Source organism: Nostoc foliaceum FACHB-393 (assembly GCF_014698505.1).
GTDB lineage: Bacteria > Cyanobacteriota > Cyanobacteriia > Cyanobacteriales > Nostocaceae > Nostoc > Nostoc foliaceum_A.
In genome coordinates, this window is record NZ_JACJTD010000018.1 from 25,850 (window position 1) to 52,158 (window position 26,309).

The following is a 26,309-nucleotide window of genomic DNA, read 5'->3' on the forward strand; positions in this document are numbered from 1 at the left end:
TCCTCTGCTCCTCTGCTCCCCAGTTCAAAATCAACTCACTGGAACTTCCAGAGGTAATTTTAATACATTGACAACCATAGCAATTAATTTAGTGGGGTCAATTGGCTTAGATAAATGTTGCTGAAACCCTGCTGAAAGGGCTTCTAAGCGGTCTTCTTCTCGCGTGTACGCTGTTAAAGCGATCGCTGGGATACATCCGCCTTTTTCTGGTTCTAAAGAGCGCAGTTTCCGAATCAGCGTATAACCATCTTGCTCTGACATGCCGATGTCGCTAATCAGGATATCTGGTTTGGCTTGTTCAAGTACTGCCAACGCTTCATCAACTGATGCTACCGCAGTGGCAAATGCCCCATACTCTTCAAACATAAAACTGAGAAAGTTACGGGTATCTGCTTCATCATCTACAACTAAAACTCTTAATCCAGCAAGGGGCGTTGATGCCACAGAAGAAGAAATTTCTCCTGTGGCTTCTCTACTCGCCCTGCTAGCCCTATTGTCTTGTAGCAGTGGCAGTCTCACAGTAAAGGTTGCTCCTTCTCCTGTGCCTGGACTTTGGGCAAAGATTGTCCCCTTGTGCAGTTCCACTAGATGACGGACGATCGCTAGTCCTAGTCCTAGTCCATTGTGCGATCGCGTTGTGGTGCTGTCTGCTTGCCGGAAACGCTCAAATACTTTGGGCAAAAACTCGGAACTGATGCCAATCCCGGTATCAATAACTTGAATTTGGGCGTATTTGTAAGTTGTTTGTTGTTCTTCACCACAGACTATTGACAGATTCACTTCTACCCTGCCACCCTTAGGGGTAAATTTAATGGCATTAGTTAGCAGGTTCCAGACAACTTGCTGTAACCGGGCTGGATCGCCATAAACTGACCCTACCGAAGTATCCAGAACAGTATTTAACTTAATATCTTTTGGTTCTGCTAGGGGACGCACTGCCTCTAAGGCTGCCTCCATCACCGTGATCAGATTTACCGCAGATACATTTAACCGCAACTGACCACGGATAATCCGAGATACGTCTAAAATATCCTCAATTAGTTGCATCTGTGATGTAGCGTTGCGTTCAATCGCTTCCAGGGCGCGGGAAGTAGCTTTGTCGTCAAGTTTCTTAGAGCGGAGGATTTTTGACCAGCCCAGCATGGAGGTTAAGGGTGTGCGGAGTTCGTGGGAGAGAACGGCGAGAAACTCATCTTTCATCCGATTTGCTGCTTCTGCTTCCTGTCTTGCGGTCTGCTCTCGAATGATTTGAGCGCGGACTTCTTCTGCTTGCTTGCGTTCAGTAATATCTTCGAGGGTGCCTACATATCCCAGCAGTTCTCCTTGACCGGAAAGCATAGGTGATGAGCGAACCTGAACCCAACGGATGATACCGTGAGCAGTTTGAAAGCGAAACTCTTCAGAGTAGTCACGACCTTCACGAATGTAGTTAGACCAACTGGAAACTGCTCGTTCTCTATCTTCTGGATGAACAGATTCTAGCCATCCCTTTTCTAAACTCTCTGTCGCTTTCAAGCCACAAATTGCCTGATAGCGCGGATTAGTATATCTACATCCACCTTCAGTATCAATTTCAAAAATACCAACGGGTGAACAGGTACTTAGCGATCGGAATCGTTCTTCACTTTGCCTGAGTTCGGCATTGACAGCTACCAGCTGCGCTGCTTGTTGCTTGACGGCTTCTGTTTTCTTAAATAGTTCTACGAATACAGTAACTTTAGAAGTCAAAATATTCGGGTCTAATGGCTTGAGTAAATAATCAACAGCACCTAAGGCATAGCCTTTAAACAGCATTTGGTCGCTGGTGCTAAAGGCAGTAAGAAAAATAATTGGAGTGTGACGCGATCGCCCCCGATTGCGAATCAAGGTTGCAGTTTCAAACCCATCCATCCCTGGCATTTGCACATCCAGCAAAATTACTGCAAAGTCCTGATGTAGCAGACACCTCAAAGCTTCTTCCCCAGAGGTAGCTCTCACCAGATTCTCTCCCAGTTTTTCCAGGATTGCTTCTAGTGCTAGCAAATTTTCTAGTTTGTCATCCACTAGGAGGATGTTTACTTTGGGTTCCATCTGCATGGGTTTATTTCCGTGATTAATGACAAAGCTTGACCATTTGGGAAGCAATGTTTGAGAGTGTCAAAATCCAGTCTACTGCAACAGCAGAAATTGCTGCCTCTGGCATAATATCGCTCTCGGCTGTAGCAGGTTCCTGCACAATAGTCAGTCCTCCCCGCGCTTTTATTTTCTTAAGACCTTGCATACCATCTTGATTTGCTCCTGTCAATATTACACCAATAACTTGCTCAGTGTAGACATCAGCTGCCGACTCAAACAGCACATCGATAGATGGTCTGGCATAGGAAACAGGTTCATCAGTCGAAAGAGCAAAGTAACCTAGTTCAACTAGCAAGTGATAATCTGCTGGAGCTAAGTAGATATGTCCTGATAATATTTCGTCTTTATCTTCCACTTCTCGAATCGGCAATAAAGTGGATTCTTGTAATAACTCCTGGAGTGTGTTGTTAGACTCCTTGTGACGGTGTTGCACGATCGCGATCGGCACTAAGAAGTCTGCTGGTAAGTTCCCCAGGATAATTTTTAATGCTGATAATCCGCCCAGAGAAGTACCAATTACCACAATTTTAAACGGCACTTGTTTAGTCCTCACACCTGTATGTGGGTTTCAACCTTGATGGCTCATAAAATCCTTTCAGCATTCTCCAGTTCCACCACAGCTACTAACTTACCTTGATTTGCTTCTATACCAACTATTGAAGATTATCAGTAAACCAAAAAGTTTTTCCCAAAGAGCGATCGCTAATCAAGCTCACGTAGTTTAAAGTGCTATATACTACTTGAATTATATTAATGCTTATATTGCTTTAAAAAATGAAATCATGAAAGTAGTATGTAGCATATTGGTTGTTTACGTCTACCAAAACGTTGGGTCAAATCATGTTGATTCAGTTCAAAATTCGGTTCATCAATTCTCAGTATTGCAATCTTGCGAAGTAAATCATACAAAGGCTCAATCAAACTTTTGGATCTCTGTTCCAAATAAGAAATTGCACTATCAATTTGAGTAAAATTTAATCGACGGCTTTCTAGCAAAAATTTTTCTTCCCAGTCGTCCACAACCTCAATTATTTCTTCTTTAGTTAAATTAGGAAACTCGTATGACTATAAAAATGAGTCATGAACGCGCACGTATGGAAGACTCTTCCGTTCAAGAATATTATCGCCTAGATAGTAAGTTCCAACTAAGATAACGGGGATTTGCATTTAAAAACATTAATTAGCTCATTAAAGGCTTCCAACGCTAAGTAGTCGGCATTACCAAATTGTCCCTTATCCTTACGCCCAACACCTAGAGCCGCAACCCCTACCTGTTCAACTTTTCCCACCATGCGTTTAATAGTTCGAGTGCTTTTACCCAGAGCTTTCGCTACATCTGCGATCGCATCCCTGCAAGCATTTTTATTTGATGCTTGCACAATGGCATCAATGACATCGACTTTTTGCTGAAACTTTGGCGAATCATCATTAAACAGTAGATAAGACTTTCCCTCTACCTGCTCTCCACCCTGCTCCGTAGCAAGAACTTCCTCACGTTCGGAGAGATTAGCGCCTTGACTCAAAGAACGCGTAGACATACATTTGACCCGTCTTCCAAGAAAAATGACATTATTTACTTTAAAAGTGGCGAGAGAATAATTAAAGGTAAAATATGGCTCAAATACTTTTTTAGTAAGGCTTTTGGCTTATTAGAAAGCTATTGAAAAATGGACAATAATTCTTTAATGGACACCATTTTTACTTAAAGAAAAATCCAAAAAAAGGAGCCTGAGTCAGGCTCCTTAATCAAAAACTGGTAATAGAATTGTGACTACTTGATAGTCACCTTACCGCCAGCTTCTTCGATGCGCTTCTTGGCATCTTCAGCAGCATCTTTAGCAATACCTTCTTTAACTGCCTTGGGCGCAGCTTCCACCATGTCTTTCGCTTCTTTCAGACCCAAACCGGTCAATTCCCGGACAATCTTCAGTACGGCAATCTTCTTATCAGCTGGGACTGATTCGAGAATCACTTCAAACTCGGTTTGCTCAACAGCTTCTTCAGCCGGAGCAGCACCACCAGCGCCAGGCATCATCATCATACCGCCAACTGGTGCAGCAGCACTCACGCCAAAAGCCTCTTCGATTTGCTTGACTAACTCAGAAGCTTCCAGCAAAGACAGGCCTTTTAGTTGTTCTAAAATTTGATCGGTTGCAGCAGACATTGATATAACTCCTGTAATTTTGATTATTTATTTAGTCATTAGTCATTAGCTTTTGACTTTTGACTGATGAACCACGAAGTCTATTCAGCAGCAGCTTCAGTGCTGCTATCGCCTTCAGTAGCTGTTTCAGTGCTGCTATCTTGTACAGCAGCAGTTTCGGTGCTACCACCACTTTGGTCTTGGTCGGCGACAGCCTGCAAAGCACGCGCCAGTGAACCAGGAACTTCGTTGATACCCACAGCAATCTTGGTAGCCAAGGCGTTGATAGCTCCAGCAATTTGTGCGATGAGTTGTTCCTTAGATGGCAAGTCTCCTAGTACCTTGACATCAGGTTCTTTGAGTAGGCGACCTTCCAGTACACCACCACGAAGTTCTGTCTTCTTGGTGACTTTTTGGAATTCTTGGTATGCCTTAATTGCCGATGAAAAATCTTCTTTTACCAGCAAAAATGCGGAAGAACCGTTGAGCAATTCCGACATAGGCTGCCATTTTTCATCATCTTTAATGGCAATGCCCATTAGGGTGTTCTTCGTCACCTTACAAACAGTACCACTGGGACGCAGCCGCCGCCGTAAGTCGCTAATTTCAGCAACAGTTAGTCCCTGATACTCTATTACCAGTGCCAGAGTTGACTCACTCAAAGTTTCTTTGAGGTCAGCTACTATCTCTTTTTTATTTTCTAGTGTTCTACCCATTCCAATCTCACCTCCTTAAAATAATCGGTGAAGTGCCCTACTTGTAAGTTTTTTCTAAACCTGAACCCAAACAACAAACCCCAGCTAATCTAGCCGGGGTCGAGTATTAAGACTCTTGACGCCATAGTTATCACACCTTTATGGGTGGTAATTCTGACTATTAGAGTTTTAACCTCGGCAGGATATTTAAGCTATTAGCACCTGCTGTCTCCGGCTTTGCCTATTTAATTGAAAGTTAGGAGTGAGTAGTTAGGAGTTAGAAGTTTTATTCTTAACTCATAACTTATAACTCATAACTCTTATTAACCTGCTTCGCTCAGTTTTAAATCTCGTAGGGCGCTGATATCAACTTTAATCGATGGGCCCATTGTGGCTGACACATAAAATGTGCGCCAATAACGACCTTTAGCTCCTGAAGGACGGTTACGGTCAATAGTTTCCTGCAATGCCTTCAGGTTGACTAACAAATCTTCAGGCGAGAAGGTTGTCTTACCAAACATAACATGGACAATACCAGTTCGGTCGGCTCGGAATTCTAATTTACCAGCTTTGAATTCTGCGATCGCACTTCCTAAATCAAATGTTACGGTTCCACCTTTGGGCGATGGCATTAAACCACGTGGCCCAAGCAACTTACCCAGCTTTGCTACCTGTGGCATCACATCGGGTGTGGCAATCAGCTTGTCAAAATCCATTCTACCTTTTTGGATTTCGTCAATCAGTTCTTCTGAACCGACTATATCAGCACCAGCGTTGCTTGCTTCGTTTACCTTTTCGCCTCTAGCAATCACCGCCACCCGGACGATTTGTCCTGTACCTTTGGGCAGTGCTACCGTTGTCCGCAACTGTTGGTCTGTATACTTAGGGTCAATTCCCAACCGGATATGCGCTTCCGCAGCTTCAACAAATTTAGCTGTTGCTGTGTCTTTGAGAAGGGCTAAAGCCTCTAAAGGATGATAGTCCTTATCTTCTACTTTTGCTTGCAGTCCTTGCAAACGACGCGATATTTTTGGCATTTTGTTCTCCTGGGGTAATTCCGAAGCCTCGCCTCTCCCCCGATAATTTTTAGTTATCAGTCTTTTGCCATTTGTCCTTTGTCGCTAGTTTTTTACTAATGACCAATGACCAATGACTAATCCGTGATTGTTACACCCATATTTTTAGCCGTTCCTGCCACAATCTTCATTGCCGCGTCTATGTCGTTGGCATTAAGATCGGGGAGTTTCGTTTGGGCAATTTCTTGCAATTGGGCTTTACTAATTGACCCAACCTTCTTTTTGTTGGGTTCATTCGAGCCTTTTTCAACTTTCGCCGCCTTCCGAATCAGCACTGATGCTGGTGGCGTTTTGAGTACAAATGTAAAACTCCGGTCTTCAAAAACCGAGATTTCTACAGGTATCACCATTCCAGCTTGGTCTGCTGTTTTGGCGTTGTACTCTTTGCAGAACATCATGATGTTAACGCCATGTTGACCCAAGGCGGGTCCCACTGGCGGTGCTGGGTTGGCTTTTCCAGCATTCAGGGCCAGTTTAATGACCGCCACTACTTTCTTCGCCATTTGTATTTAACTCTGTTTCTCTACCTGATTAAATTCCAATTCTACTGGTGTATCCCTGCCGAAAATTGAGAGCAAGGCTTTAAGTTTACTCCGTTCTGGAGAGACTTCAATTACCTCGCCTTCAAAATCTTTAAATGGCCCAGAAAGCACCATTATCTTATCACCAGTAGCCATGTCAATTTTGAGAACTGGCTCTTGTTCGCTGGTTTGTTTGAATATGCGTTCTACTTCTGATGAACTCAGTGGTATGGGGTTCACATGACCGCGACCCTTACTGCTACCACGCTTTTGTTCTGCACCGACAAAGTTAATTACATGGGAGGTGTTTCGTACTACCTGCCAGGTATCATCATCCATCATCATCCGCACCAGCACATAGCCAGGGAAAACTTTTTCTTCTGTATGCTGGCGACTGCCATCTTTGCGGATTTTCACCGCTGGCGTTTGCGGAATTTCTACTTGGACAATTTTGTCAGCTACATCAAAAGTTTGAATGCGTTGCTCTAAGTTAGTCTTTACACGCTTTTCACAGCCTGAGGCTACTTGCACTGCATACCAGCGTGCTTCTTTTGACGCTGTTTCTGCTGTTTCTGCTGTTTCCTCTGATTGCAACGTTGAGTTGCGAGGTTCGTCTGTTGCAAAAGTCATCAGAACACCTGTTGTGCTGCCCAACTAAACAATCCATCGACCAAGTATATCAAAGATGCGGAGAGTGCCACCATTAACAACACAGCGGCTGATTCGCTCACTATCTGTTTCCGACTGGGCCAAACTACTTTTTCAAGTTCTTCTTTGGTTCCCTGTATGAAGTTGTTAAAGCTAAACCCATTTGTGGTTTCTGGCAATTCTGCTTCACTTTTTTTGGCCACGACCCTTAATCTCCCCGTTTGTCACTCAATTTTGGTCATCTAGGTTTGCAGTTTCGACTCTATTTCACTTAACTGAAAGCAAAACAACTACAAATACAATAAGTTTACCCGAAATTATTATCGCTAACTGCTAATATAGCAGTTGCGTAATTATTTCGGGCTTTGTTTTTTGCTCTTGAGCGCGCCCTGGAGGACTTGAACCCCCGACATCAGGTTTTGGAGACCTGCGTTCTACCAACTGAACTAAGAGCGCACAAGCTGTTTTTTATTCAGTCATTGCGCTGAACTAAATTTCAGTTTAACGCAATATGCGATTTTTATCATACCTCAGTTTCGTCGGGAAAACAAGTCAGCGGCAGATGCCGCTTAAGATTTCTCCCATACTATTGAAGGACGAATCACAAAGGGCGGTCAAACCGTTGCTTGATCCGGGTTGCCTTCCCTACGCGATCGCGGAGATAATACAGTTTAGCACGGCGGACTTTACCACGACGGATTACTTTGATGCTATCAATCCGCGGAGAATGCAACAGAAATACCCGCTCAACGCCTACACCTTGAAAAACCTTACGAACTGTAATCGTTTCGTTGATGCCACCATTACGCTTGGCAATCACTACTCCTTCGTAGGGTTGTACACGGTACTTTTCGCCTTCCTTGATTTTCACTCCTACTTTTACTGTGTCGCCCACATAAATGTCGGGCAGATTCGATTTTAGCTGTTCCGCTTCGATGGAGCGGATAATCTCTTGAGCGCTCATAGTCTTTCTGTCTGCTTAAAAAAAATCTCACGATCATCAATGATAAATCGATAATCCTATTTCAGTCTACTTGTTGAGATTGATAATTTTACTGATACAACAGCCTAAAGTTCAAAGCTATATTGCAGAATGCTGTAACACAGGGGTGAAATTTATGAAATTTAGCGTCGTTATCAGTACCTATAATCGCTTGAACTTGCTGCAAAGAGCAATTGACTCGGCTCGTAACCAAACGATTGAGTGCGAGGTAGTTGTTGCCGATGACTGTTCTTCTGACGATACCCAAACCTATATCAAAAGCTTAGGGGACAAGGTTGTTTATCATCGTAACGAAGTGAACCTTGGCCATGCAGCAACGGTAAATGCTGGAGTTGCCAAAGCTAGCGGCGACTGGATTAAGTTTTTAGATGATGATGACTATTTAGCACCGAACTGCATAGAAGAGATGGCGAAGGCGATCGCACTTCGCCCCGATGCTGTAATCTGCTCTTGTGTGGCGGCTCAGGTGGATGGTAATGAAGTTGAACTCAGTCGCACCCCGCAAGTTGGCCCTGGATTAGCTTTTTATATTCCACAAGCCGATATTCATTACGGTATGCTCTTAGAGCTTGTACCCTTTGGTACGCCTGTACAAGTAGCTTGCCGACGTGATGCTTTCCTGCAAACTGGTGGTTGGGATTCCACACTCGATGCTAACTGTGATGACATCGATTCGTGGATTCGGATTGCCCAGTTTGGCGATGCTATTTTCTTCAATCAGTGTCTTGCTTACCGCACTATCTGGCCCGGTGCTTATAATCAAAAGTTTTCTTTGTCTAGGCGGTTGGCTACAAATATTTTGATGAAGGAGAAAATTTACGCCTTGGTAAATGAGGAACATCGCTCAAAGATTCCCGTTTTTCAAGATATAAAAAATTACCTGAAACTCCATTGGATTTTAGTAGCACTGAAGCAAAAAAATATCAAGAGTTTTCTTTCAATGATAGATCCGTCTATAATTTCTCCTCAGCCTTGGAAGTTTTTGCTAAATGCTGCCTCATCACGCCGCTCTCAAGGAAACAATTCTCAAGTTCGCAAACTTGTGTTAATTGAATCCTAAGAACCTACGAGGATTAAAACCATTAGAGAATTCCACAAAAAGGAATGTCCAAGTTTTTTGCTATGTCTTTGGGATAAGCCAGAAACCACTCATGTAGAGACACGATTTATCGCATCTAAAACACTGACACGTTAGAGAGACAAGGGTAAATCGCCGTCTCTACAAAGAATGAACTCGTCAATTATTCCTTGATAGACTACTATTTCTGACTTGTGTGTACACCGTAGCCTAAAAGGAGAGAGACTTTGAATTTCCCCCTTCCCACTTCGAGAATGGGTTAGGAAGTTAGGTTTTTGGTGGACTTTTCCACATAACTTGAAAAGTCAGGAATCCTACCTCCTTTTATCCCGATTTATTGAGCCGTTACTGAATAAGTCTTTAAAGCTAAGTGACTGATTATAAATGCTCTTAGCCAGTAGCTAGTGCCAATTTACGCACTAGCTACTGGCTATCGTTGAAGACCTCAACAATAATGTTGATTTACATTCAGTTACTTATCTTTATTTTTTATACATATCTCAAAGATTATGCGAATCATCCATATTTTGAACCACGTTCAAGAAATAGGTAACGGTATTGTGAATGTGGCTGTTGATCTGGCTTGTTTACAGGCTAAATCTGGTTATGAGGTAGCGGTTATTTCTGCTGGTGGTGAATATGAAAAATTACTAAATATTTGTGGTGTCAAACACTACCAATTAGACCAGACGAGGAAACCGATAAGTATTATTAAAGCAGCTGTGCGTTACCTGGCGATCGCAGCAGAATTTCAACCGGATATTGTTCATGCACACATGATGACGGGAGTCATCCTCGCCCGCATTTTTAAAGGGCATAAGTATGCTTTAGTTTCTACAGTCCATAATGAATTTCAGCGTTCCAGTCTGCTGATGGGTTTAGCTGACAGGGTAATTGCTGTTAGCAAGGCTGTGCGAGATTCTATGGCAAGGCGCGGTATTTCAGAAAACAAGTTGCGGGTAGTATGTAATGGAACTTTGGGTAGTCCCCGCACTCGACAAATACAAGATTATCAACCTTTAGCATTACAACGACCAGCGATCGCTACCGTGGCCGGGATGTATCAACGGAAGGGAATTGCTGAGTTAATTGCTGCCTTTGAGCAAATTGCCTCAGATTTTCCCCAAGCGCATCTTTATTTGGTAGGAAATGGCCCTGATAAACAGCTATTTGAGGCACAAGCACAAGCAACTTCTGTAAAAGAACGCATTCATTTTGAAGGCTTCCAGTCGTCACCTCAACGTTATCTCATATCTTGTGACATATTTGTGTTGGCTTCCCATCGTGATCCTTGCCCCTTGGTACTTTCGGAAGCTAGGGAAGCTGGAACTGCGATCGTTGGCACTCAGGTAGACGGAATTCCTGAAGCTTTGGACAATGGGCAAGCAGGTCTTTTGGTGCCAGCAAAAGATAGTAAGGCTTTGGCTGCGGTTTTAGTGCAATTACTGAGTAATGCCCATATGCTACACGAATGGAAAAATCGGGCAAATCAAAACCTAGAGTGGCTGAGTGTTGCCCGCGTCCATCAAGAAACATTAACGGTGTATCGTGAATTAATTACAGAGTCAGAGGGTTAACAGTGTAGCGATCGCTTTAGTTTGAAAGCTACGCCCAAAGCGCCAAAGATCAGTACACCCAAAACATTAGTTGATTCAGGAATGGCGGTGTAAGAAGCACCCACGCGGATCGGCCCATCCTTATTCTCTTGCTCTGCTGGTATTGCTGGAATGATTCCACCACCTGGGGTTAAATTGGGCTGGGTAGAAAATAGATTGTAAAATATGTCTCCATCTCGGATTACGCCACCACTATAAGTAAGAATGTTGCCTTCGATGGTAACGTTTGTAAAGATATCCTCTAGACCAGGAGTACTAGAGAAACCAATCCTTCCATCTCCATCAACATCTCCCCACTGAACTGGCTCATTAGCAAATGATGGATCAGCATCGGGATTAGTATAGAACAGCGTTTGTAAGTCAAAAACGAAGCTTCCTATATCATTCCCAGTGCCATTTATCAAGTTGTTAGCTCGATCTGGAACACCATATTCTATTATTTGTCCTGGTAGAATATCTGGCCCAAGAGTTCTTGGCTCCCTCGTTTGGAATATGTCTTCATTCACAGTCGTCACGATGGGTTCTACAAAGATGACGGCTCTCGCTGGTGTCCAAGACAAAAAACTAATTCCTGCTGCTCCTAGAACAGATAAGGCTATTTTGGTTGCGATTCTATTCATGCTTGTGTCCTTTTCATATTGGTTAACAGAATGCTATACCTTGGGGTCAAATCAAACAGTAAAAACTCACTTTTCAATTGCTATCTACCTGCTAGATAAATAGAGGTTAATACGTGTCTACTCAGTGAGTTTATATCTATTCATAGGTTGATTTATAAAGCAATTCTTGTAATGCTTTATCATCATAGCTAGTAATTTTACGCAATCTTTATAAAAAATCTAATTTAGAACTTATTTGTTGACAGATTAGACAATATGTGAGTTTTAAAAAGCTGATTTATCGAGTTTCTTAATTGGAGAGTCTGTTGCCAGGGGCGCATATCTCTCATTGGTAGCAATTTAAGCCAAAACACGAGAGAAAACCCTCGTTTCCAGGTCTAAGAAAGAAATGCAGATTATTGGGGGGCTGCCGCTAATAAACGAGGCGGCAGCCCCCCAGTGGGCATTCCCAGCCAGAGACTGGAAACGAGGCAAATTAAGCACTTCAGACCTGATTTGATGCAACTTAAATGCTGATTAGCTGATAAATTTTTTGGTAAATCCACGCAACCGGATTAACACTGGCTTCGCCCAATTTCCACCCAACAAATCGTGCAACAGAATATAAAAACAGGGGATGATAAATAATGTCAGCATTGTTGCGATCGCCATCCCAAAGAAAACTACAATCCCTAAAGGCTGCAAAAACTCAGAACCTTCGCCAATGCCCAATGCCAAAGGAAACAGTCCCAAAATAGTGGTGACTGTGGTCATGATAATTGGGCGCAAGCGTTGAGGAGCAGCTTTCATGATCGCAATTTGGCGACTACAACCAAGTTCGTCCCGAATTTGGTTCGCCAGTTCTACCATTAGAATCCCTGCGTTCACCACAATTCCCACCAGCAGCACGACGCCAACAATTACAGTTGCACCAATTGCAGTATTGGTAATGTAAAGTCCAAAAATTCCCCCAGCTAACGCTAGTGGGACGGTGAACATAATTACCAATGGGTCAATCAGCGAATTGTATTGCACCGCCATGACTACAAAGATTAAGAATGTTGCCAACGCCCCTAAAGTTTTTAAAGCATCCTGAAGTTGCTGATTAGTTTCTTGGGCAGAACTAGGCACAATTGAAACGCCATCAGGTAAGTTTACATCTTGAAGTACCTGGTTAACTTCTGCGATCGCTTCACCAAGACTTGCTCCCTCGCTGAGATTTCCTGCCACAATAAAAGCTTGGCGCTGATTAATCCGTTGCACCTCACCAGGCGCTTGACCTTCTTGAATGTTCGCAACGTCTGAAAGGCGGATTAGCTGATTGTTTTCTGTAAATAGCGGTAATTGCTCTAGTTGGGAAGGACGCTGAATCGCTTCTTTATTTAGCTGCACCCGCACATCAACTAAACGATTACCGCGTTGAATTTGCGTGGGAACTGAACCTTCAATTGCTGTTTGAACTGTTGCACCAATTTGTTGAGCGCTTAACCCTAAAGCTGAAACCCGTTCCCAGTCGGGGCGAATTTGGATTTCCGGTTGCCGGGGGTCGGCATCTGGCCGGAATGTTGCTAATTTTGCCCTTTCTTGTAATGCTTGCAGCACTTGTGCGCCTGCTTGCGTTAAGTTTTCTTCATTCTCACCTTGCAGAATCACGTCAACTTCTGACCCTTGCACTGGAGAATTACTCAAGATTAAACCCCGCACTTGACCAGGATTAAGGCGCAGGAGAATTCCTGCTAAGTTGAGTTTGTTAAATTCCTGAGTTACTTTTTTGACGAAAGCTTCGACATCTGTGCCTGGTTTAAGATTGATGGTGCTACTGGCACGTAAAGGATTTTCTGTAGTATTGCTACCAAACAATGAACCACCCACAGTTGTGAAAGCTGACTCAGTTTCTGGTTGTTTGAGCAAAATGTCATCGACAATTTGCATAACTTTCTCAGAAGTTGCTAAAGGTGTACCAGGAGGAAACTGCGCTCTCAAGGTAGCTTGACCAGTACTGATGCGGGGTAAAATTTCTTGGGGAATTTGACCAAACATAAAGAAAGTGCCGCCGCCTAAAATTAACAAAGCAGCAGTTACTACAAAAAGCCGATAACGTAAAACCTTGGTTAAGAAGTTACTGTATCCCCGCGTCGCATCTTCAAATCGGTGATTAAACTGTCTAAGCAGCCAAAATTCACTGATCCGACTAGACCAGCGAATTCCCAAGAGTCGAGAAGACAGCATCGGTACTACTGTGATGGCGACGACAAGGGATGCTGCAACTGCGAAGCTAATTGTCAGAATCAGTTCATTAAATAGCAGTGCAATAAAGCCGCCAATTAAGAGGAATGGCACTACAGAAACTAAGTTGGCGCCTGTAGCAGCAACTAAAGCAGATTCTACTTCTTGGGAAGCTGCGATCGCACTATCAATAAAGAATCTTGAATTTCTCCTCTGCCCCTCTGCCTCCATCTCTTTCTGATTGGGAGTCATGCCTGTTTTTTCGGAAATGTTCTCCAAAATCACAACCGATGTATCAATTGCTTGACCGACTCCTAATGTCAGACCTGCCAAACTAAACACATTCAAAGTCAAGCCAAAGATTTTCATCAGAGCGATCGCCGCCAGAGTACACAGCGGAATCGTCAAACTGATAATCAATGTTTGTCTGAACGATCCCAAAAATAACAACACTGCTGCGGCTGCTAACAATGCCCCAGAAATCCCCGAAAAGATAACATCATTTAAAGAATTGCGGATAAAGACAGATTCATCTGTGGTGGGACTCAGAGTCATGTCTGCTGGAATTAAACCCGATTGCCGTAATTGTTCAATTCGCCGCTTAACGGCATCTACAACTGTGATTGTGTTGGCTTCAGGCTGCTTTTGGATTGAAAATTTCACAGCAGGCTGACGGTTGAGATAAACAAATACTCGCTGGTCTTCTGTATCGTCAATTACCTCTGCAAAGTCTCGCAAGTAGACGCGGCGGGAAGGTGTAGGCGTAGTAGTGAGAGTGGTAGTAGTATTACTGCTATTAGTGGTATTAGCACTAGCAGGAGAAGAAGAGGAAACTTCCAAAGAAAGATTTTCAATTTCCTTGGCATTTTGGAAGCGTCCGACAGTCCGAGTTAATGGCTCGGAATTTTGCCCCAGAATCCGACCACCAGAAGTATCTTGGTTACGGGCTGTTAATTCATCTAATACATCATTTAACCCAACACCCAAAGCTTGCAATCGGTTTAAGTCAACAAGTACCCGTACTTCTTCCTCTGCACCACCAGATACGTCAACTGAGGCGACTCCTGGCACTACACTGAGTTCACGGTTTAACTCTTCATCAGCAAATATGCGTAAATCTTTACCTAGCAAAGAAGCAGATGTCAATGCCAATTCATAAACCGGCAATTGGGAGGGATCGACTTTAAATAATCGCGGCTCCTCTATTGTATCTGGCAGTTGTCCTCGACCTCGGTTAAAAGCAGCAGTAGCATCGTTTAGGGCTTGGTCAATATCGCCCCCTGGTTGGAAGTATAAATCGAGGCTTACCTGTCCCTCACGGGTGCGAGAAAAAACCTGTACTACATTCTCGGTTGCTGCTAAAGCTTCTTCTAAGGGTCTGGTGATTTCATCTACTGCTACTTCTGGTGAAATACCAGGGGCTTCTAGCCGAACCCCTATTCGGGGATAGGTAATTGACGGTAGGAGATCGACTTGGATCGTTGTGAGAAAAAATACCCCAATGACAATTACTGCTACGGTGAGCATGAGTGTGCCAATGTGTTGGCGAATAGCGATCGCACTAAGGCTAAATCCGCCATTGCCATTATTATTGTTCGCCTGTTGCATGATACTAAGTGATAAGTGCTGACTACTAAGTACTTTTTTCCTTGGTATGGTGGTTATTGCTCACCCTACTATTGCTTTTCTGAAAGAATTGAAAGACTTACAGTGTCACCTTCTTTTAACGGCTTACCACTACGAACAACATAGCGCTCTCCCGCTTGCAAACCGGATAAAATTTCCACTCTCCCATCAGCCCTTTTTCCCAACATTACGGCTCGTGCTGTTACGTTGGTTTTGCCTTCTGTGTCTTTGACGACAAATATTGTCCCACTTCGGTCTTGCGACTTTGCTTCTGCTATACCAGATGTGTTGAGTGGGGAAGAGTCCTGCCGTACATTTGTTTGCTTCTCCCCTGTACTCTTGGAGTTCTTATTGCCTACTTGTTTCTGAATAGCTGTTTGCGGTACAACTACACGCTGTTGAGTCTGGTTTTCAAAATTGACTCGCGCCAGCAGTCCACTACCAATCTTCCCTTGAGTGTTGGGAATCACTACTTCTACAGGTATCAAGCGAGCTGTGGCATCCGCAGCTGGGGAAATGCGCGTAACTCTGCCCATTAATGTTTCGTTGGGGAAAGCATCTAAGCGCACTTGTACAGACTGCCCAACCTGAATTTGTGCCAGTTCTAATTCGGAAACTTGCACAACGACTTTGACGCGGTTAAAGTCGCCAATTTTCAAGACTTCGCTACCTGCTTGCAGAAGGTTGCCAGGTTCTGTCACCTTTTCTGTGACTACGCCAGTTATCGGGGATGTGAGCCGAGCGTAAGACCTACGCTCTTTGGTTTGAGCAACCAACGCCTGTTGGGCAATTACTCTACCTTGGGCAGCGGCGACAGCTTGCTGTTCTGTACGGACTTGCTCTTGAGCTGCCCGTAGTGCCTGTGCAGCTGTTTGCGCCTGGGTACGTGCTTGCTGGGCAGTTTGTTCAGCGATCGCTCCGGCTTTGAATAGATTCTGTTGCCGTTCTGAGTCTGCCTGAGCTTGCACCACTTCTAGCCGCGCCCGTTCAACGTCTGCACGGGCATTGCTTACCTGATTTGTTGCCCTAGCTACTTCTGATTTGAGGGCAGCTAGTTCTGCTTCTGCTTGCTTTAATTCGGTCAGAAGTATGGCATCATCTAACTGCCCAACGTTCTGCCCAAGCTTTACCGTATCGCCCACATCTAAGTTCAAAGCCAACAACCGGGCTTCCACTTGCGATCGCAGTGATACAATTCGAAACGGTGTTGTATTACCTGTGTATTCTGGTTGTGTTTGCAGCGAGTCGGTTCGAGCGAGCGCCACATCTACAGGTGTTGCACTACCGCGTTCTCCAGCACCAGGTTGCTGAGATTGTGCTCCGGCTGATTCTTTGGGCAGTGAGCCGCAACTTGCCGTCAGCAGTCCTATACCTACCAAACAAGGAATTAATAAACTTCTTACAGAAGTGGAGAAAAAGAAGTAATTTTCCCCTTTCGCTTTTCCACCTGTTGAATTAGTACTGTTTGCAAGAAGTCTACTCTTTAAATCTGCGCTCGCCACTTCAGTATTCACAAATGAATCTAACTGGATATTAATTAGTTGGTTAGCGACTCCGTGATCTTTCATTTTCACCTGTTTGTGCGGCTTATTCGTGTCCAAAATCATTCATTTTTCTCCTATTGGGGAGCTTTTGGGGTTAAACAGCCGTGTTTTACCAAGTAATTTTGAGAGATATAATTAACCAAAAACGGCGAGAATGCATAAGCTGTCTAACAGTAAGTTTCTGTATCAGAAATTACTGTTTTCCCACAAAAGTCCAAAATTTCTCACCGCTCTACTTCTGACGCAGAGGTAGATAAATCTTCTTGCAGATAATAAATTATAAACTTAGTATAAATATTTGTCATTTTTCTGGAATCTACCCATAGGAGAAACCTCGATTTTTCTAAAGATATGGAAATTTTGGTTCCATATCATAATATGGGCAGGATTACAACAATTACCTTTATTTTTACATGCTTATTTTTTCCTGCCATAAATAATACTACGTATAGGATTTTATTTACTTTATTAAGAATATTAAAGATTTGTTGCTTTTTAAGTCTATAATGTAGTGGAAAACACTATTTTTTCTTACCCCCCTTGCGTAATATGGCAAGAAACAGGGCGATAAATACCATAGCAACAACAGCAAGAATGAAGTTTTTTACCAGAAATATATTTGCATTAGGTGAGGAAGGTAAGGCGTGACATCATTGCTCAAAATCGTACAAACCACTAATGAATCCCAGATTTCCGAATTTTTCCAGGAATCAGCAGGTAAGTGGCGATCGCAACGACGCTACTACACCCTACCTGAGGGAGAAACCAAGGAGATAGAAAGTATAGTTACGATCAATTTTTTAGAACAGGGCTGTGATGAATTGCAAAAGCTAGCTCAGATGCACGATTTGTCTGATGCAGGTAGTTTAATCTGTGGTGCAGCAGTTGTATGGGAAAGTACGGATGTGCTGAAGGCAAAGAAGGAGTCGCAAGGTTCAACAATATTTGGGGTGATGGGAAACATTTTGTATCGCGATCGCGGTTTTGCCATATCCAAACCAGTCACCGCCCAGTATTATTTCTCCAACCCGAAAACACTGTGTTTGCGAACTGAATACAGCGGTTCAGTTTTTGAGGAAGAGTTAAAGCTAATTGGCAGTAAATACCGCACCAGACAGACCATCATCTCTCGTGCTGGTGAGCAGTTGATGATTGGCCAATATTTAGAAAAGAGAATAGAGAGTTAGTTTATTTTTGAATTTTGAATTTTGAATTGTTAACGGGTGGGTGTGGCTGGGGGCTATAGCCTCAGCCGTTTTGGAACTACCCAGCATCTAGCTATCAACTGGTAATATAACTTTTTATAACAGTTTTTCAAACTTTCCCCCAGGAAGTTCCCTGCTATGTAATCATGGGAAATGAAATGAGAATTAATTCGGCGACAGTGTTTGTTTTTAGTATTGACAGGCTTTTCCCTTTTGGTATTACAGACTTCTCTCCGAAATCTAAATCTCTACAAACTTATGATTTTGGAGACATTTAATGTCAATTTACGTTGGTAACCTCTCCTATGAAGTTACACAAGATGCGCTAAGTGCTGTATTTGCAGAATATGGTGCTGTAAAGCGTGTTCAGCTACCTACTGACCGTGAAACAGGCCGTTTACGCGGCTTTGCTTTCGTGGAAATGAGTTCAGAAGATGAAGAAACAAAAGCCATTGAAGCGCTTGATGGTGCTGAATGGCTGGGTCGTGACCTTAAAGTGAATAAGGCCAAGCCCAGAGAAGACCGAGGTGGTTCCTTCGGTGGTGGTGGTAATCGTGGCGGTGGTGGCGGCGGCTACAACCGTGGCGGTGGTGGTCGCTACTAACCTAAATAGGCGAAAGTCATTTAGTTGAATCTAGAAAAGGCTCAGGCAGCAATGCTTGAGCCTTTTCTATACAAAACTTGGCTTGTTGTTCATAATCTTTACGTTCCTTTCGAGTAGCTAGACGGGCGCTGATGATATGGATAACATTGGAAAGCTCAGTGAAAGAAATCAACAGCAAGAGATTTTGTTGAGAGTGATTAATAAAACCACAAGAGAGCATAAAATATGCAAGTTAAATGAAATAGGACTACAAAGAAAATCAATGAGAGCAATCAAAATTATTGTTGAAAAACATAATGACGGTTACGTAGCCTATCCCTTGGGTATCAAGGGGGTTGTAGTTGGCGAAGGTGACAGCTATGAAGAAGCACTAGCTGATGTTAAATCTGCTATCCGCTGCCATATAGAGACATTTGGTCAAGAGGTTTTAGAAGAGGAATCACCAGTATTAGAAGCTTTTGTGGCGGAAGCTGAGGTTCCTATTTAATGGTTAAATTTCCAGTAGACGCACCTAAAGCTAAAGTAATTAAAACATTGGAATTTCTTGGATTTAGTATTATTAGGGAGCGAGAGCATATTGTTATGGAGCGAGAAAACGAAGATGGAACAAAAACTCCACTGACTATGCCTAACCACTCTCAAATTAAAGGTTCAACCTTGAGATCCATCTGTACTCAAGCGGGTATCTCAAGAGAGGGTTTTTTGTCTGCTTATGAGCAAATCTGAAAGGTTGCATTCCGTTTTCACTCAAAACACTCTAAAAGATACAGTCACAAATAAATTCTTGAACTAGGCGATCGCATCTCTCCAGACAAGCTTACCAATAGGCGATTCTTGAAAACAAGATGATATGCGATCACTCTGCAAACTTCTACTTTTACCTCATAACTCCAAACTTCGAGTTTAAAACTCGACACTTCAGTTTTATAGAGAGGACTGGGGTTTAGAGAATAGTTTTAGACTACCCTTTAGCATCTCACTGCCCCATTCCCAATTAATAATGTGTTCCCGACTTGCGATGATGCACTGCTGTAGCGCCATCTTGATTTAGGACTTTACCATTCTCGACAGTCGCATAAACTAGCCAGTGATCGCCAGATTCCATCCGATTTTTTACGGAACATTCAAGATATGCTAGGGCATCCGTAAGTATGGGAGAACCGTTTTCCGCTTCTTCGGCGGCGACATCAGCAAATCGGTCTTGTCCTGGACCGAATGGTTTGAGGAAGTGCTTCATCAATCCCAAATGATTGCCTTCTTTAAGGATGTTGAGGACAAATTTGTTTCCTGTATGCGTCAGTGTTTCTACTGCGCGTTCTTTAGCGACGGCGATGGTTAAACCAGGGGGATTAAAGCTAGCTTGAGCTACCCAAGAGGCTAACATGGCACTGGAGCGATCGCCTTCTTTTGCTGTGAGAACGCAAAGAGAACCGACAATCCGACCAACTGCTTGTTCTATAGTTGTTGCAGGTTGACTTGGCGATCGCACTTTTCTAGCTTTCTTCAGGGCTTGGGCAAAGTCGGTTCCGGCTTCTTCACATAATTGTAAGGTGGTATCGTCGGGCTTGAATTTGACGCGGATGGTGTCAAAACCAAACCGATAGCCAGCATCTTTCAATTTACCCTCAATTAAATCAACTGCTTCACCACTCCAGCCAAAGGAACCAAAAACACCAGCGAGTTTATTGTTAGTAGCGGTGGATAGTACAATTCCTAAAGCTGTTTGCACGGGTGTGGGTGCATGACCGCCGAGGGTCGGAGAACCGATGATGAAACCACCGGCTTTCTCTACAGCCGCCCGGATTTCTTCTGGTTCAGTAAATTCGCAGTTAATTGATTCTACGGCAACGCCAGCTTTTGTGATGCCACGAGCGATCGCTTGGGCTAATGTTGCCGTATTCCCATAAGCTGATGCATAAATCAGCGCTACTGTCAAGTCAGCAGATGTTTGCTGCTGACTCCATTGGCGATAAGCTTTGGTCAGGTCGATTAAGCCATAGCGTACCAAAGGCCCGTGTCCAGTGGCATACATTCTTACTGGAAAATCAGCTAGTTTATCCAGCGCTGTTTCAACTTGACGGGCGTGGGGAGCCATGAGGCAATCAAAATAATAGCGCCGATCCTCGTTATATACTTCCCAGCCTTCATCAAATACCTGATCTCCACAAACATGCGCCCCAAATAACTTGTCTGAGTAAAGAATTTCTGTTTGGGGATCGTATGTGCAAAGTTGATCTGCATAGCGGGGATTGGGGGTGGGGATAAATTGTAAATTATGCCCGTTGCCTAAATCGAGGGTTTCTTCGCCCCGCATCACAAGAATTTGTAAATCTGGATTTTCTAGCGCACTACGTAAATTAATCGCCCCTGGATTAGAACAAACAAAAGTGATTTGCGGGGCAATTTCCAATAAAGCTTTTAAAGTTGCAGCGCGGTTGGGGTTGATGTGTCCCAAAATTACATAATCTAAGTCTTCGAGATGAAAACGCTGCTGTAACGCTTTTAAATAAATCTCTGTAAACGTTTCCCCTGGAGGATCGATTATAGCTGTTTTCTCGCTTTCGATTAAATAAGAATTAGCAGTTGTACCCTTAGCAAGAGCGTATTCAATTTCAAACCTGAGCCTAGACCAACTGCGCGATCGCAGTATTCTTGTATCTGTAGCTATTGGATAAACTTGAACATCACGGGGTTTATTTGTTGACATGGCTGTTTAGGGAGTTAGGAGTTATGAATTAGGAGTTATGAATTATGAGTTAGGAGTTGAAGAAAGTGGTTAATTCAAAGCTCTGTACTTCCATGTAGACGATGTATTTCGTTAAACTCGTCCTTACAACTCCTAACTCCTCATTTTTTAATAGTGATTACCAACTTTGCGGTGATGCACAGCAGTTAAAGCATCTGGCTTAGAAACTCGTCCGGCATAGACGGTGCTGTATACTGCCCAATGGTCGCCGCAATCCATTCTACTGACGACTTCGCACTCCATGTAGGCGAGGGCATCGTTGAGGATGGGGGCACCATTTTCGGCTGGCTGGGTTCTCACTCCTTCAAAGCGATCGGCACCAGGGACGAACCGCTTCAAAAAGTGCTTCATTAATGGTTGGAAATTGCCTTCTTCTAAGACGTTGAGAACAAAGCGATCGCCTACTTGCATGAGTGATTCAATTGCCCGATCTTTGGCGACTGCAATGGAAAATCCCAAGGGTTTGAAGCTAGCTTGAGCAACCCAAGAGGCTAACATCGCACTGGAAACATCGCCTTTTTTGGCGGTGATGATATATAACCCACCGCTGAGTCTACCTAATGCTTTATCTAAGTCAGCACCAAGGGATTTCATGGCTTTGATACTGCGATCGCGTGTTACCCATTGACCTAAGTCAGTACCCGCTTCTTCACACAGCTTGTAGATGTTTTCTGTGGGTGTTTCTTTAATCCGAATCGCTGGAAAAACTGTTGTCAAACCCAAATTGCGGAATTTACTCAGCAAAGGATCTATTGGCTCATCATCGCCACCGCCAGTTTCAAACACGCCGATAGCTTGCTTTTCTTTAGCAGATCCTAAAACTGTGCTGAGTGCAGCTTGAATGCTCGCAGCGCCAGAAGCCGGAGGTAGACCAACAATGAGTCCAGCACAACGGCTAACTAGTTCCCGCAGTTCTTGTAAATCTACTTCAGATCCCAAATCAACAATTTCCACGGCGACACCAGTTTTACCGATACCGTTGGCAATTGCTTGCGCGAGGCGATCGCTATACCCATATTCGGAAACGTAAAATATCCCAATCGTTGTTTCTGCCTTGGTTTGCGTTTGGCTCCAAGTGCGGTAACGTCCAACCAGTTCTTCAACATTATGGGATAATAATGGCCCGTGTCCTGTGGCAATCATACCGATGGTTTTCAGTTCTCCCATCCGCTTCAGGGCAGATAAAACTGACCGGGCATTCGGCCCCATTAAGCAATCGTAGTAGTAATGAAAGTCTTCTTCGATAGCCGCCAAGTCTTCATCAAAGGTGCTATCTGAGCAATAGTGCAGCCCAAAAGCATCGCAGGTATAGAGAATTTTTGTTTTGTGGTCGAAACTGAAAATAGTATCCGGCCAGTGTAAATTTGGAGCAATCACGAATTCAAATTCATGCCCATTGCCCAAATCTAAGCGATCGCCATTTTTCACAATCCGCCGTTTAAATGGCTGATGTACGAAATCTTCAAGAAACTGAATGGCCACTTTAGAACCGACAACGGTAATTTCTGGAACCATTTGCAGCAAATCTTTAACTAAACCGCTATGGTCTGGCTCGGTGTGGCTGATAATCAAATAATCAATATCAGTTGGCTTGATTAGTCCGGTCAGTGTATCAAAATATAGTTGACGAAACTTTTCGTGGGAGGTATCAACTAAAGCAGTTTGCTCCCCACGGATGAGAAACGAGTTATAAGTAGTACCGTTTTGCAGACCAAACTCAATATCGAAGCGATCGCGATCCCAATCCAAAGAGCGAATAGCCGTCGTCTCTTGAGCGATTTCCACAGTCTGTATGGTGAGCCGTTTTTCAGTTTTTTCGGTGAGCGCTACCATAACTCCCCTCCTTAACACAATGAGTATTTCTTCCTCTAGGTTTATTGTGACACGGGATGAATGTTAATTTTTATTAAAAAACCTATGACTGACTTAAAAAAGTTAAAAGTGTGAAACCGCATAAGCACCCAGAACACACAGATAATATTTGGCTAGCTTTGGAAATTGGGAATTCCCGCCTGCATTGGGCGTTGTTTGTTAGCGAAACGCTTTACTCAGTTTGGGATACCGACCATCTACCTGAGTCTGTTATACAACAGTTGGCTGCATGTCAAACCCTAAATGATTTACTAGAAAAAATTTTTCCATCCCATCAGAGAACTAATGAACAAGAAGGATACGGAGACAATTCCCTTCCTCTCTTTGCGTCTCTCCCTCCTCTCCTTGTCGCCTCTGTAGTTCCCAGCCAAACCGCTATTTGGCAAAGTTATCCCAACATTAGTGTTATTACATTAGACCAAATACCGCTAAAAGGTGTTTATCCCACACTAGGAATTGACCGCGCTTTAGCTTTATGGGGTGCGGGGAAAATATGGGGTTTTCCAATATTAGTCATTGATGCGGGAACAGCGCTAACTTTTACGGCAGCGGATGCTAATGAGTGTCTAGTTGGAGGTGCAATTCTGCCGGGATTAGGTTTGCAATTTGCAACTCTCGGTCAACAGACAGGACAATTACCATTAGTAGAAATGCAAAACTTTCTATCTCTACCAATACGTTTTGCTCTCAATACTACAGCAGCTATTCAAAGCGGGGTCATTTATACAATATTAGCTGGGATTAAAGATTTTATTGAAGCGTGGTGGCAATTATTTCCTAATGGGAAGATTGCGATTAAAGGGGGCGATGGCACTTTATTAATAAACTATCTACAAGCCTTATATCCTGAAATTGCAGATAGTTTAATTGTGGAACAAAATTTGATTTTTTGGGGAATGCGAGAAATAACAAAACTGCTCTAAGTCAGACCCAGAGCAGCTTAAGATTAATCAATTAGAAGGTCGGAATTGAGCTTTTATTCTCTGAGCAATGGAAGTAGCTTCACGGCGAATCCTCTCAGGGTCAACCGTGAGCATCCTACGTTTTTCCATTAAAACTTGCCCATTTACAATCACAGTATCAACATCTTGAGCATCTGCTGCATAAACAAGATGCGAGATGACATCGTAAAGCGGGAGCAAGTGTGGTTCTTTAAGCTGGACTTGAATTAGGTCTGCTTGAAGTCCCACCTTAATCGCACCAATTTTATCTGATAAGCCGAGTGCTTCTGCACCGCCAAGTGTTGCCATACGCAAAACTGTCTTCGCCGGTACAGCAGTGGGGTCAAGGGTAGTCCCTTTATGAATGAGGGCGGTGAGGCGAATTGCCTTCCACATATCAAGAACGTTATTCGATGCGGCTCCATCCGTGCCTAAACCAACTTTAATTCCCGCTTTCAGCATCGCCGGAATCGGCGCAAAACCAGAAGCCAGTTTCAAATTCGAGTCAGGATTGTGGATAACACCAACACCGCGTTTAGCCAGCAGGGCGATTTCACTTGCGTTAGGCCAGACAACGTGTGCGGCAAATACACGCGGTTCCAGGAAGCCAAGATTGTCTAAATGTTTGACTGGGGTTGCGTTATAGCGTTGCTGGACATCTTTAACTTCAGCTTGTGTCTCTGCCAGGTGAATTGTCAACGGCACATCGTAATGACGCGCAGCCTGAATAGCTTGGACGAGATGCTCTGGCGAGACGGTGTAGGGAGCGTGTGGAGCAATAGCTGGTATTATACGTTCGTTCTTACCTTTCCAACGTTTCAGAAAATTTATCGACGAGGCAAAGGCATCATCCCATCCTTGGAAACCAGGGCTGGGAAAATCTATTGACGAGGGCGCAATAATGGCGCGTAAGCCGCATTCACTAACGACTTTGGCAGCGACATCTGGCTGAAAGTACATATCAACAAAGGTTGTTGTACCACCGCGTATCATCTCCCAGCAGGCAAGCTGTTCGCCAACGCGGACAAAATTTTCATCAACGAACTTCCCTTCTGCTGGGAAGATGTAATTCTGGAGCCAATCCTGCAACGCTAAGTCGTCCGCAAGACCACGAAACAGAACCATTGCTGAGTGAGAATGACCGTTGACCAGACCCGGCATCAGCACCATACCGTCGCCTGGCAGCGTCCTGTCGGCTCTGTAAGATGAAGTGATTTTGTATTGTGTATCTACTGCAACAATTTTGCCGTCCTTAATGGCGATCGCACCATTCTGGATGACGGGTTGTGCCTCGTTCATCGTTACGATGAAATCGCCACCCACAATCAGTTGTACTCTTTGCTTCCCTTGAGCAACTAGATTATAGTTACTCTGAGCAATAACTATCTGACCGAAAAAGACGAACAACGTCGTACAGACAAAAAGAACTAATAGCTTATAGTATTTTGTCAGATGATATTTCACACTAAAATATCCTTGTTGAATTTTTGTCGTGACTTTATCATCCGTCTAATTGCTACTAATTTCACCATTAAAAATTGTGATTTACACTCATATATCTGTAAGCATTCTTCACAAATTGTTAGTCTTGAATAGCAACCTTTAATCGGTTCTTAATCACTTTCTTGGGAGAAAAATAATCGTTACTAAATAAGACTCTCATTAAAAATGAGAATTGATTATAGACATAATATTAGGAAATAAACCTTCAAACCCCGTTATTGTTTGAATTTTAAAAGTTGCTTTTGAATTTTCTTATCCCAGAATAATTAAAGCTGGTCACAGAAGCTTTAGATATCTGTGACCAGCTTTCATCAATCTTGGAAAAGTTAAGGAATTTTTGATATTTAAATCAACGAAAAATTAAAGTTTTATTAGAGTGTCTCAAGAGGGTTAAGCTTTGGCTTTCTGAGCAGCAACTTGTCTACGCTTTATCAACCAGGCAATGCTACCAGTGAGAACTGTGCCACCCGTTGTTAATGGTTCAGGGACTGGGGTAATAGGGGTAATATTAATTAATCCATTGTTCTGATCTATTGTTCCCTCATATC

At 43.4% G+C, this 26,309-nt stretch carries 25 protein-coding genes, 1 tRNA gene and 1 other annotated feature; of the genes, 7 read left to right on the forward strand and 19 right to left on the reverse strand.

Annotated elements, in window-relative coordinates:
* Positions 1 to 30 precede the first annotated feature (30 nt).
* The 12 genes from H6G92_RS16395 to rplS all read right to left on the reverse strand — a co-directional run bounded on the left by H6G92_RS16395 (position 31) and on the right by rplS (position 8,162).
* Complete coding sequence (locus tag H6G92_RS16395; protein WP_190894714.1) at positions 31 to 2,076, reverse strand: hybrid sensor histidine kinase/response regulator; 2,046 nt, start codon at positions 2,074 to 2,076, stop codon at positions 31 to 33.
* Positions 2,077 to 2,092: 16 nt separating this feature from the next.
* A complete protein-coding gene (locus tag H6G92_RS16400; RefSeq protein ID WP_190894715.1) occupies positions 2,093 to 2,653 on the reverse strand; it encodes a chemotaxis protein CheB in 561 nt (186 codons plus the stop codon).
* A gap of 242 nt (positions 2,654 to 2,895) precedes the next feature.
* Positions 2,896 to 3,135 (reverse strand): hypothetical protein, encoded by a 240-nt coding sequence (locus tag H6G92_RS16405; protein WP_190894716.1) that lies wholly within the window; start codon positions 3,133 to 3,135, stop codon positions 2,896 to 2,898.
* A gap of 125 nt (positions 3,136 to 3,260) precedes the next feature.
* Positions 3,261 to 3,653: a hypothetical protein gene (locus H6G92_RS16410; RefSeq protein ID WP_190894717.1), complete on the reverse strand. Its 393-nt coding sequence runs from the start codon at positions 3,651 to 3,653 to the stop codon at positions 3,261 to 3,263.
* A 233-nt stretch (positions 3,654 to 3,886) separates the two neighbouring features.
* Positions 3,887 to 4,279 (reverse strand): 50S ribosomal protein L7/L12, encoded by a 393-nt coding sequence (gene rplL / locus H6G92_RS16415; protein ID WP_190894718.1) that lies wholly within the window; start codon positions 4,277 to 4,279, stop codon positions 3,887 to 3,889.
* Positions 4,280 to 4,359: 80 nt separating this feature from the next.
* Entirely contained in the window at positions 4,360 to 4,974 is a 615-nt protein-coding gene (gene rplJ / locus H6G92_RS16420; RefSeq protein ID WP_190894719.1) for a 50S ribosomal protein L10, read from the reverse strand.
* Positions 4,975 to 5,037: 63 nt separating this feature from the next.
* Positions 5,038 to 5,206: a sequence feature (ribosomal protein L10 leader region), on the reverse strand.
* A gap of 70 nt (positions 5,207 to 5,276) precedes the next feature.
* Positions 5,277 to 5,990, reverse strand: a complete 714-nt coding sequence (gene rplA / locus H6G92_RS16425) for a 50S ribosomal protein L1 (protein WP_190894720.1) — start codon at positions 5,988 to 5,990, stop codon at positions 5,277 to 5,279.
* 116 nt (positions 5,991 to 6,106) lie between these two features.
* The gene (rplK, locus tag H6G92_RS16430) at positions 6,107 to 6,532 is read right to left on the reverse strand and encodes a 50S ribosomal protein L11 (protein WP_100898684.1); all 426 of its coding nucleotides are present in this window, start codon (positions 6,530 to 6,532) and stop codon (positions 6,107 to 6,109) included.
* A 6-nt stretch (positions 6,533 to 6,538) separates the two neighbouring features.
* A complete protein-coding gene (gene nusG / locus H6G92_RS16435; protein ID WP_190894721.1) occupies positions 6,539 to 7,180 on the reverse strand; it encodes a transcription termination/antitermination protein NusG in 642 nt (213 codons plus the stop codon).
* Complete coding sequence (secE, locus tag H6G92_RS16440; protein ID WP_190894722.1) at positions 7,180 to 7,401, reverse strand: preprotein translocase subunit SecE; 222 nt, start codon at positions 7,399 to 7,401, stop codon at positions 7,180 to 7,182. The genes nusG and secE overlap by 1 nt, the downstream gene beginning before the upstream one ends.
* A gap of 180 nt (positions 7,402 to 7,581) precedes the next feature.
* Positions 7,582 to 7,654 (reverse strand) — tRNA-Trp (locus H6G92_RS16445).
* 145 nt (positions 7,655 to 7,799) lie between these two features.
* A complete protein-coding gene (rplS, locus tag H6G92_RS16450; protein ID WP_190734030.1) occupies positions 7,800 to 8,162 on the reverse strand; it encodes a 50S ribosomal protein L19 in 363 nt (120 codons plus the stop codon).
* Positions 8,163 to 8,316: 154 nt separating this feature from the next.
* Between rplS and H6G92_RS16455 the strand changes: the two genes are divergently transcribed.
* Positions 8,317 to 9,261, forward strand: a complete 945-nt coding sequence (locus H6G92_RS16455) for a glycosyltransferase family 2 protein (protein WP_190894723.1) — start codon at positions 8,317 to 8,319, stop codon at positions 9,259 to 9,261.
* 527 nt (positions 9,262 to 9,788) lie between these two features.
* Positions 9,789 to 10,856 (forward strand): glycosyltransferase family 4 protein, encoded by a 1,068-nt coding sequence (locus H6G92_RS16460; RefSeq protein WP_190894724.1) that lies wholly within the window; start codon positions 9,789 to 9,791, stop codon positions 10,854 to 10,856.
* Here the strand turns inward: H6G92_RS16460 and H6G92_RS16465 are convergent.
* The 3 genes from H6G92_RS16465 to H6G92_RS16475 all read right to left on the reverse strand — a co-directional run bounded on the left by H6G92_RS16465 (position 10,853) and on the right by H6G92_RS16475 (position 16,914).
* Positions 10,853 to 11,515 carry a hypothetical protein gene (locus tag H6G92_RS16465; RefSeq protein WP_190894725.1) on the reverse strand — a complete coding sequence of 221 codons (663 nt, stop codon included), beginning with the start codon at positions 11,513 to 11,515 and terminating at the stop codon, positions 10,853 to 10,855. The genes H6G92_RS16460 and H6G92_RS16465 overlap by 4 nt on opposite strands.
* Positions 11,516 to 12,031: 516 nt before the next feature.
* Complete coding sequence (locus tag H6G92_RS16470; RefSeq protein ID WP_190894726.1) at positions 12,032 to 15,328, reverse strand: efflux RND transporter permease subunit; 3,297 nt, start codon at positions 15,326 to 15,328, stop codon at positions 12,032 to 12,034.
* Between the two features lie 68 nt (positions 15,329 to 15,396).
* Positions 15,397 to 16,914: an efflux RND transporter periplasmic adaptor subunit gene (locus H6G92_RS16475; protein WP_190894727.1), complete on the reverse strand. Its 1,518-nt coding sequence runs from the start codon at positions 16,912 to 16,914 to the stop codon at positions 15,397 to 15,399.
* Between the two features lie 620 nt (positions 16,915 to 17,534).
* Here H6G92_RS16475 and H6G92_RS16480 point away from each other — a divergent pair.
* The 4 genes from H6G92_RS16480 (at position 17,535) to H6G92_RS16495 (ending at position 19,425) form a co-directional block, all read left to right on the forward strand.
* The gene (locus H6G92_RS16480; protein ID WP_190894728.1) at positions 17,535 to 18,077 is read left to right on the forward strand and encodes a phycobiliprotein lyase; all 543 of its coding nucleotides are present in this window, start codon (positions 17,535 to 17,537) and stop codon (positions 18,075 to 18,077) included.
* 295 nt (positions 18,078 to 18,372) lie between these two features.
* On the forward strand, positions 18,373 to 18,699 hold the full coding sequence (locus tag H6G92_RS16485) for an RNA recognition motif domain-containing protein (protein WP_190894729.1): 327 nt from the start codon (positions 18,373 to 18,375) through the stop codon (positions 18,697 to 18,699).
* A 136-nt stretch (positions 18,700 to 18,835) separates the two neighbouring features.
* Complete coding sequence (locus H6G92_RS39505; protein ID WP_242059164.1) at positions 18,836 to 19,186, forward strand: type II toxin-antitoxin system HicB family antitoxin; 351 nt, start codon at positions 18,836 to 18,838, stop codon at positions 19,184 to 19,186.
* Complete coding sequence (locus H6G92_RS16495; RefSeq protein WP_190894730.1) at positions 19,186 to 19,425, forward strand: type II toxin-antitoxin system HicA family toxin; 240 nt, start codon at positions 19,186 to 19,188, stop codon at positions 19,423 to 19,425. The genes H6G92_RS39505 and H6G92_RS16495 overlap by 1 nt, the downstream gene beginning before the upstream one ends.
* A 268-nt stretch (positions 19,426 to 19,693) precedes the next feature.
* Here the strand turns inward: H6G92_RS16495 and H6G92_RS16500 are convergent, their stop codons facing one another.
* Together H6G92_RS16500 and H6G92_RS16505 are read right to left on the reverse strand one after the other, a co-directional pair.
* Positions 19,694 to 21,406, reverse strand: coding sequence for a diflavin flavoprotein (locus H6G92_RS16500; protein WP_190894731.1), 1,713 nt, complete (start codon positions 21,404 to 21,406; stop codon positions 19,694 to 19,696).
* 147 nt (positions 21,407 to 21,553) lie between these two features.
* Positions 21,554 to 23,278 carry a diflavin flavoprotein gene (locus H6G92_RS16505; RefSeq protein ID WP_190894732.1) on the reverse strand — a complete coding sequence of 575 codons (1,725 nt, stop codon included), beginning with the start codon at positions 23,276 to 23,278 and terminating at the stop codon, positions 21,554 to 21,556.
* Between the two features lie 110 nt (positions 23,279 to 23,388).
* On the opposite strand from H6G92_RS16505, the gene H6G92_RS16510 reads away from it, so the two are divergent.
* Entirely contained in the window at positions 23,389 to 24,240 is an 852-nt protein-coding gene (locus H6G92_RS16510) for a pantothenate kinase (protein ID WP_190894733.1), read from the forward strand.
* A 27-nt stretch (positions 24,241 to 24,267) separates the two neighbouring features.
* Here H6G92_RS16510 and H6G92_RS16515 read toward each other — a convergent pair whose 3' ends face one another.
* Entirely contained in the window at positions 24,268 to 25,722 is a 1,455-nt protein-coding gene (locus tag H6G92_RS16515; RefSeq protein ID WP_313889974.1) for an amidohydrolase, read from the reverse strand.
* 429 nt (positions 25,723 to 26,151) lie between these two features.
* Positions 26,152 to 26,295 carry a PEP-CTERM sorting domain-containing protein gene (locus tag H6G92_RS41140; RefSeq protein WP_190894806.1) on the reverse strand — a complete coding sequence of 48 codons (144 nt, stop codon included), beginning with the start codon at positions 26,293 to 26,295 and terminating at the stop codon, positions 26,152 to 26,154.
* Between the last annotated feature and the right edge of the window lie 14 nt (positions 26,296 to 26,309).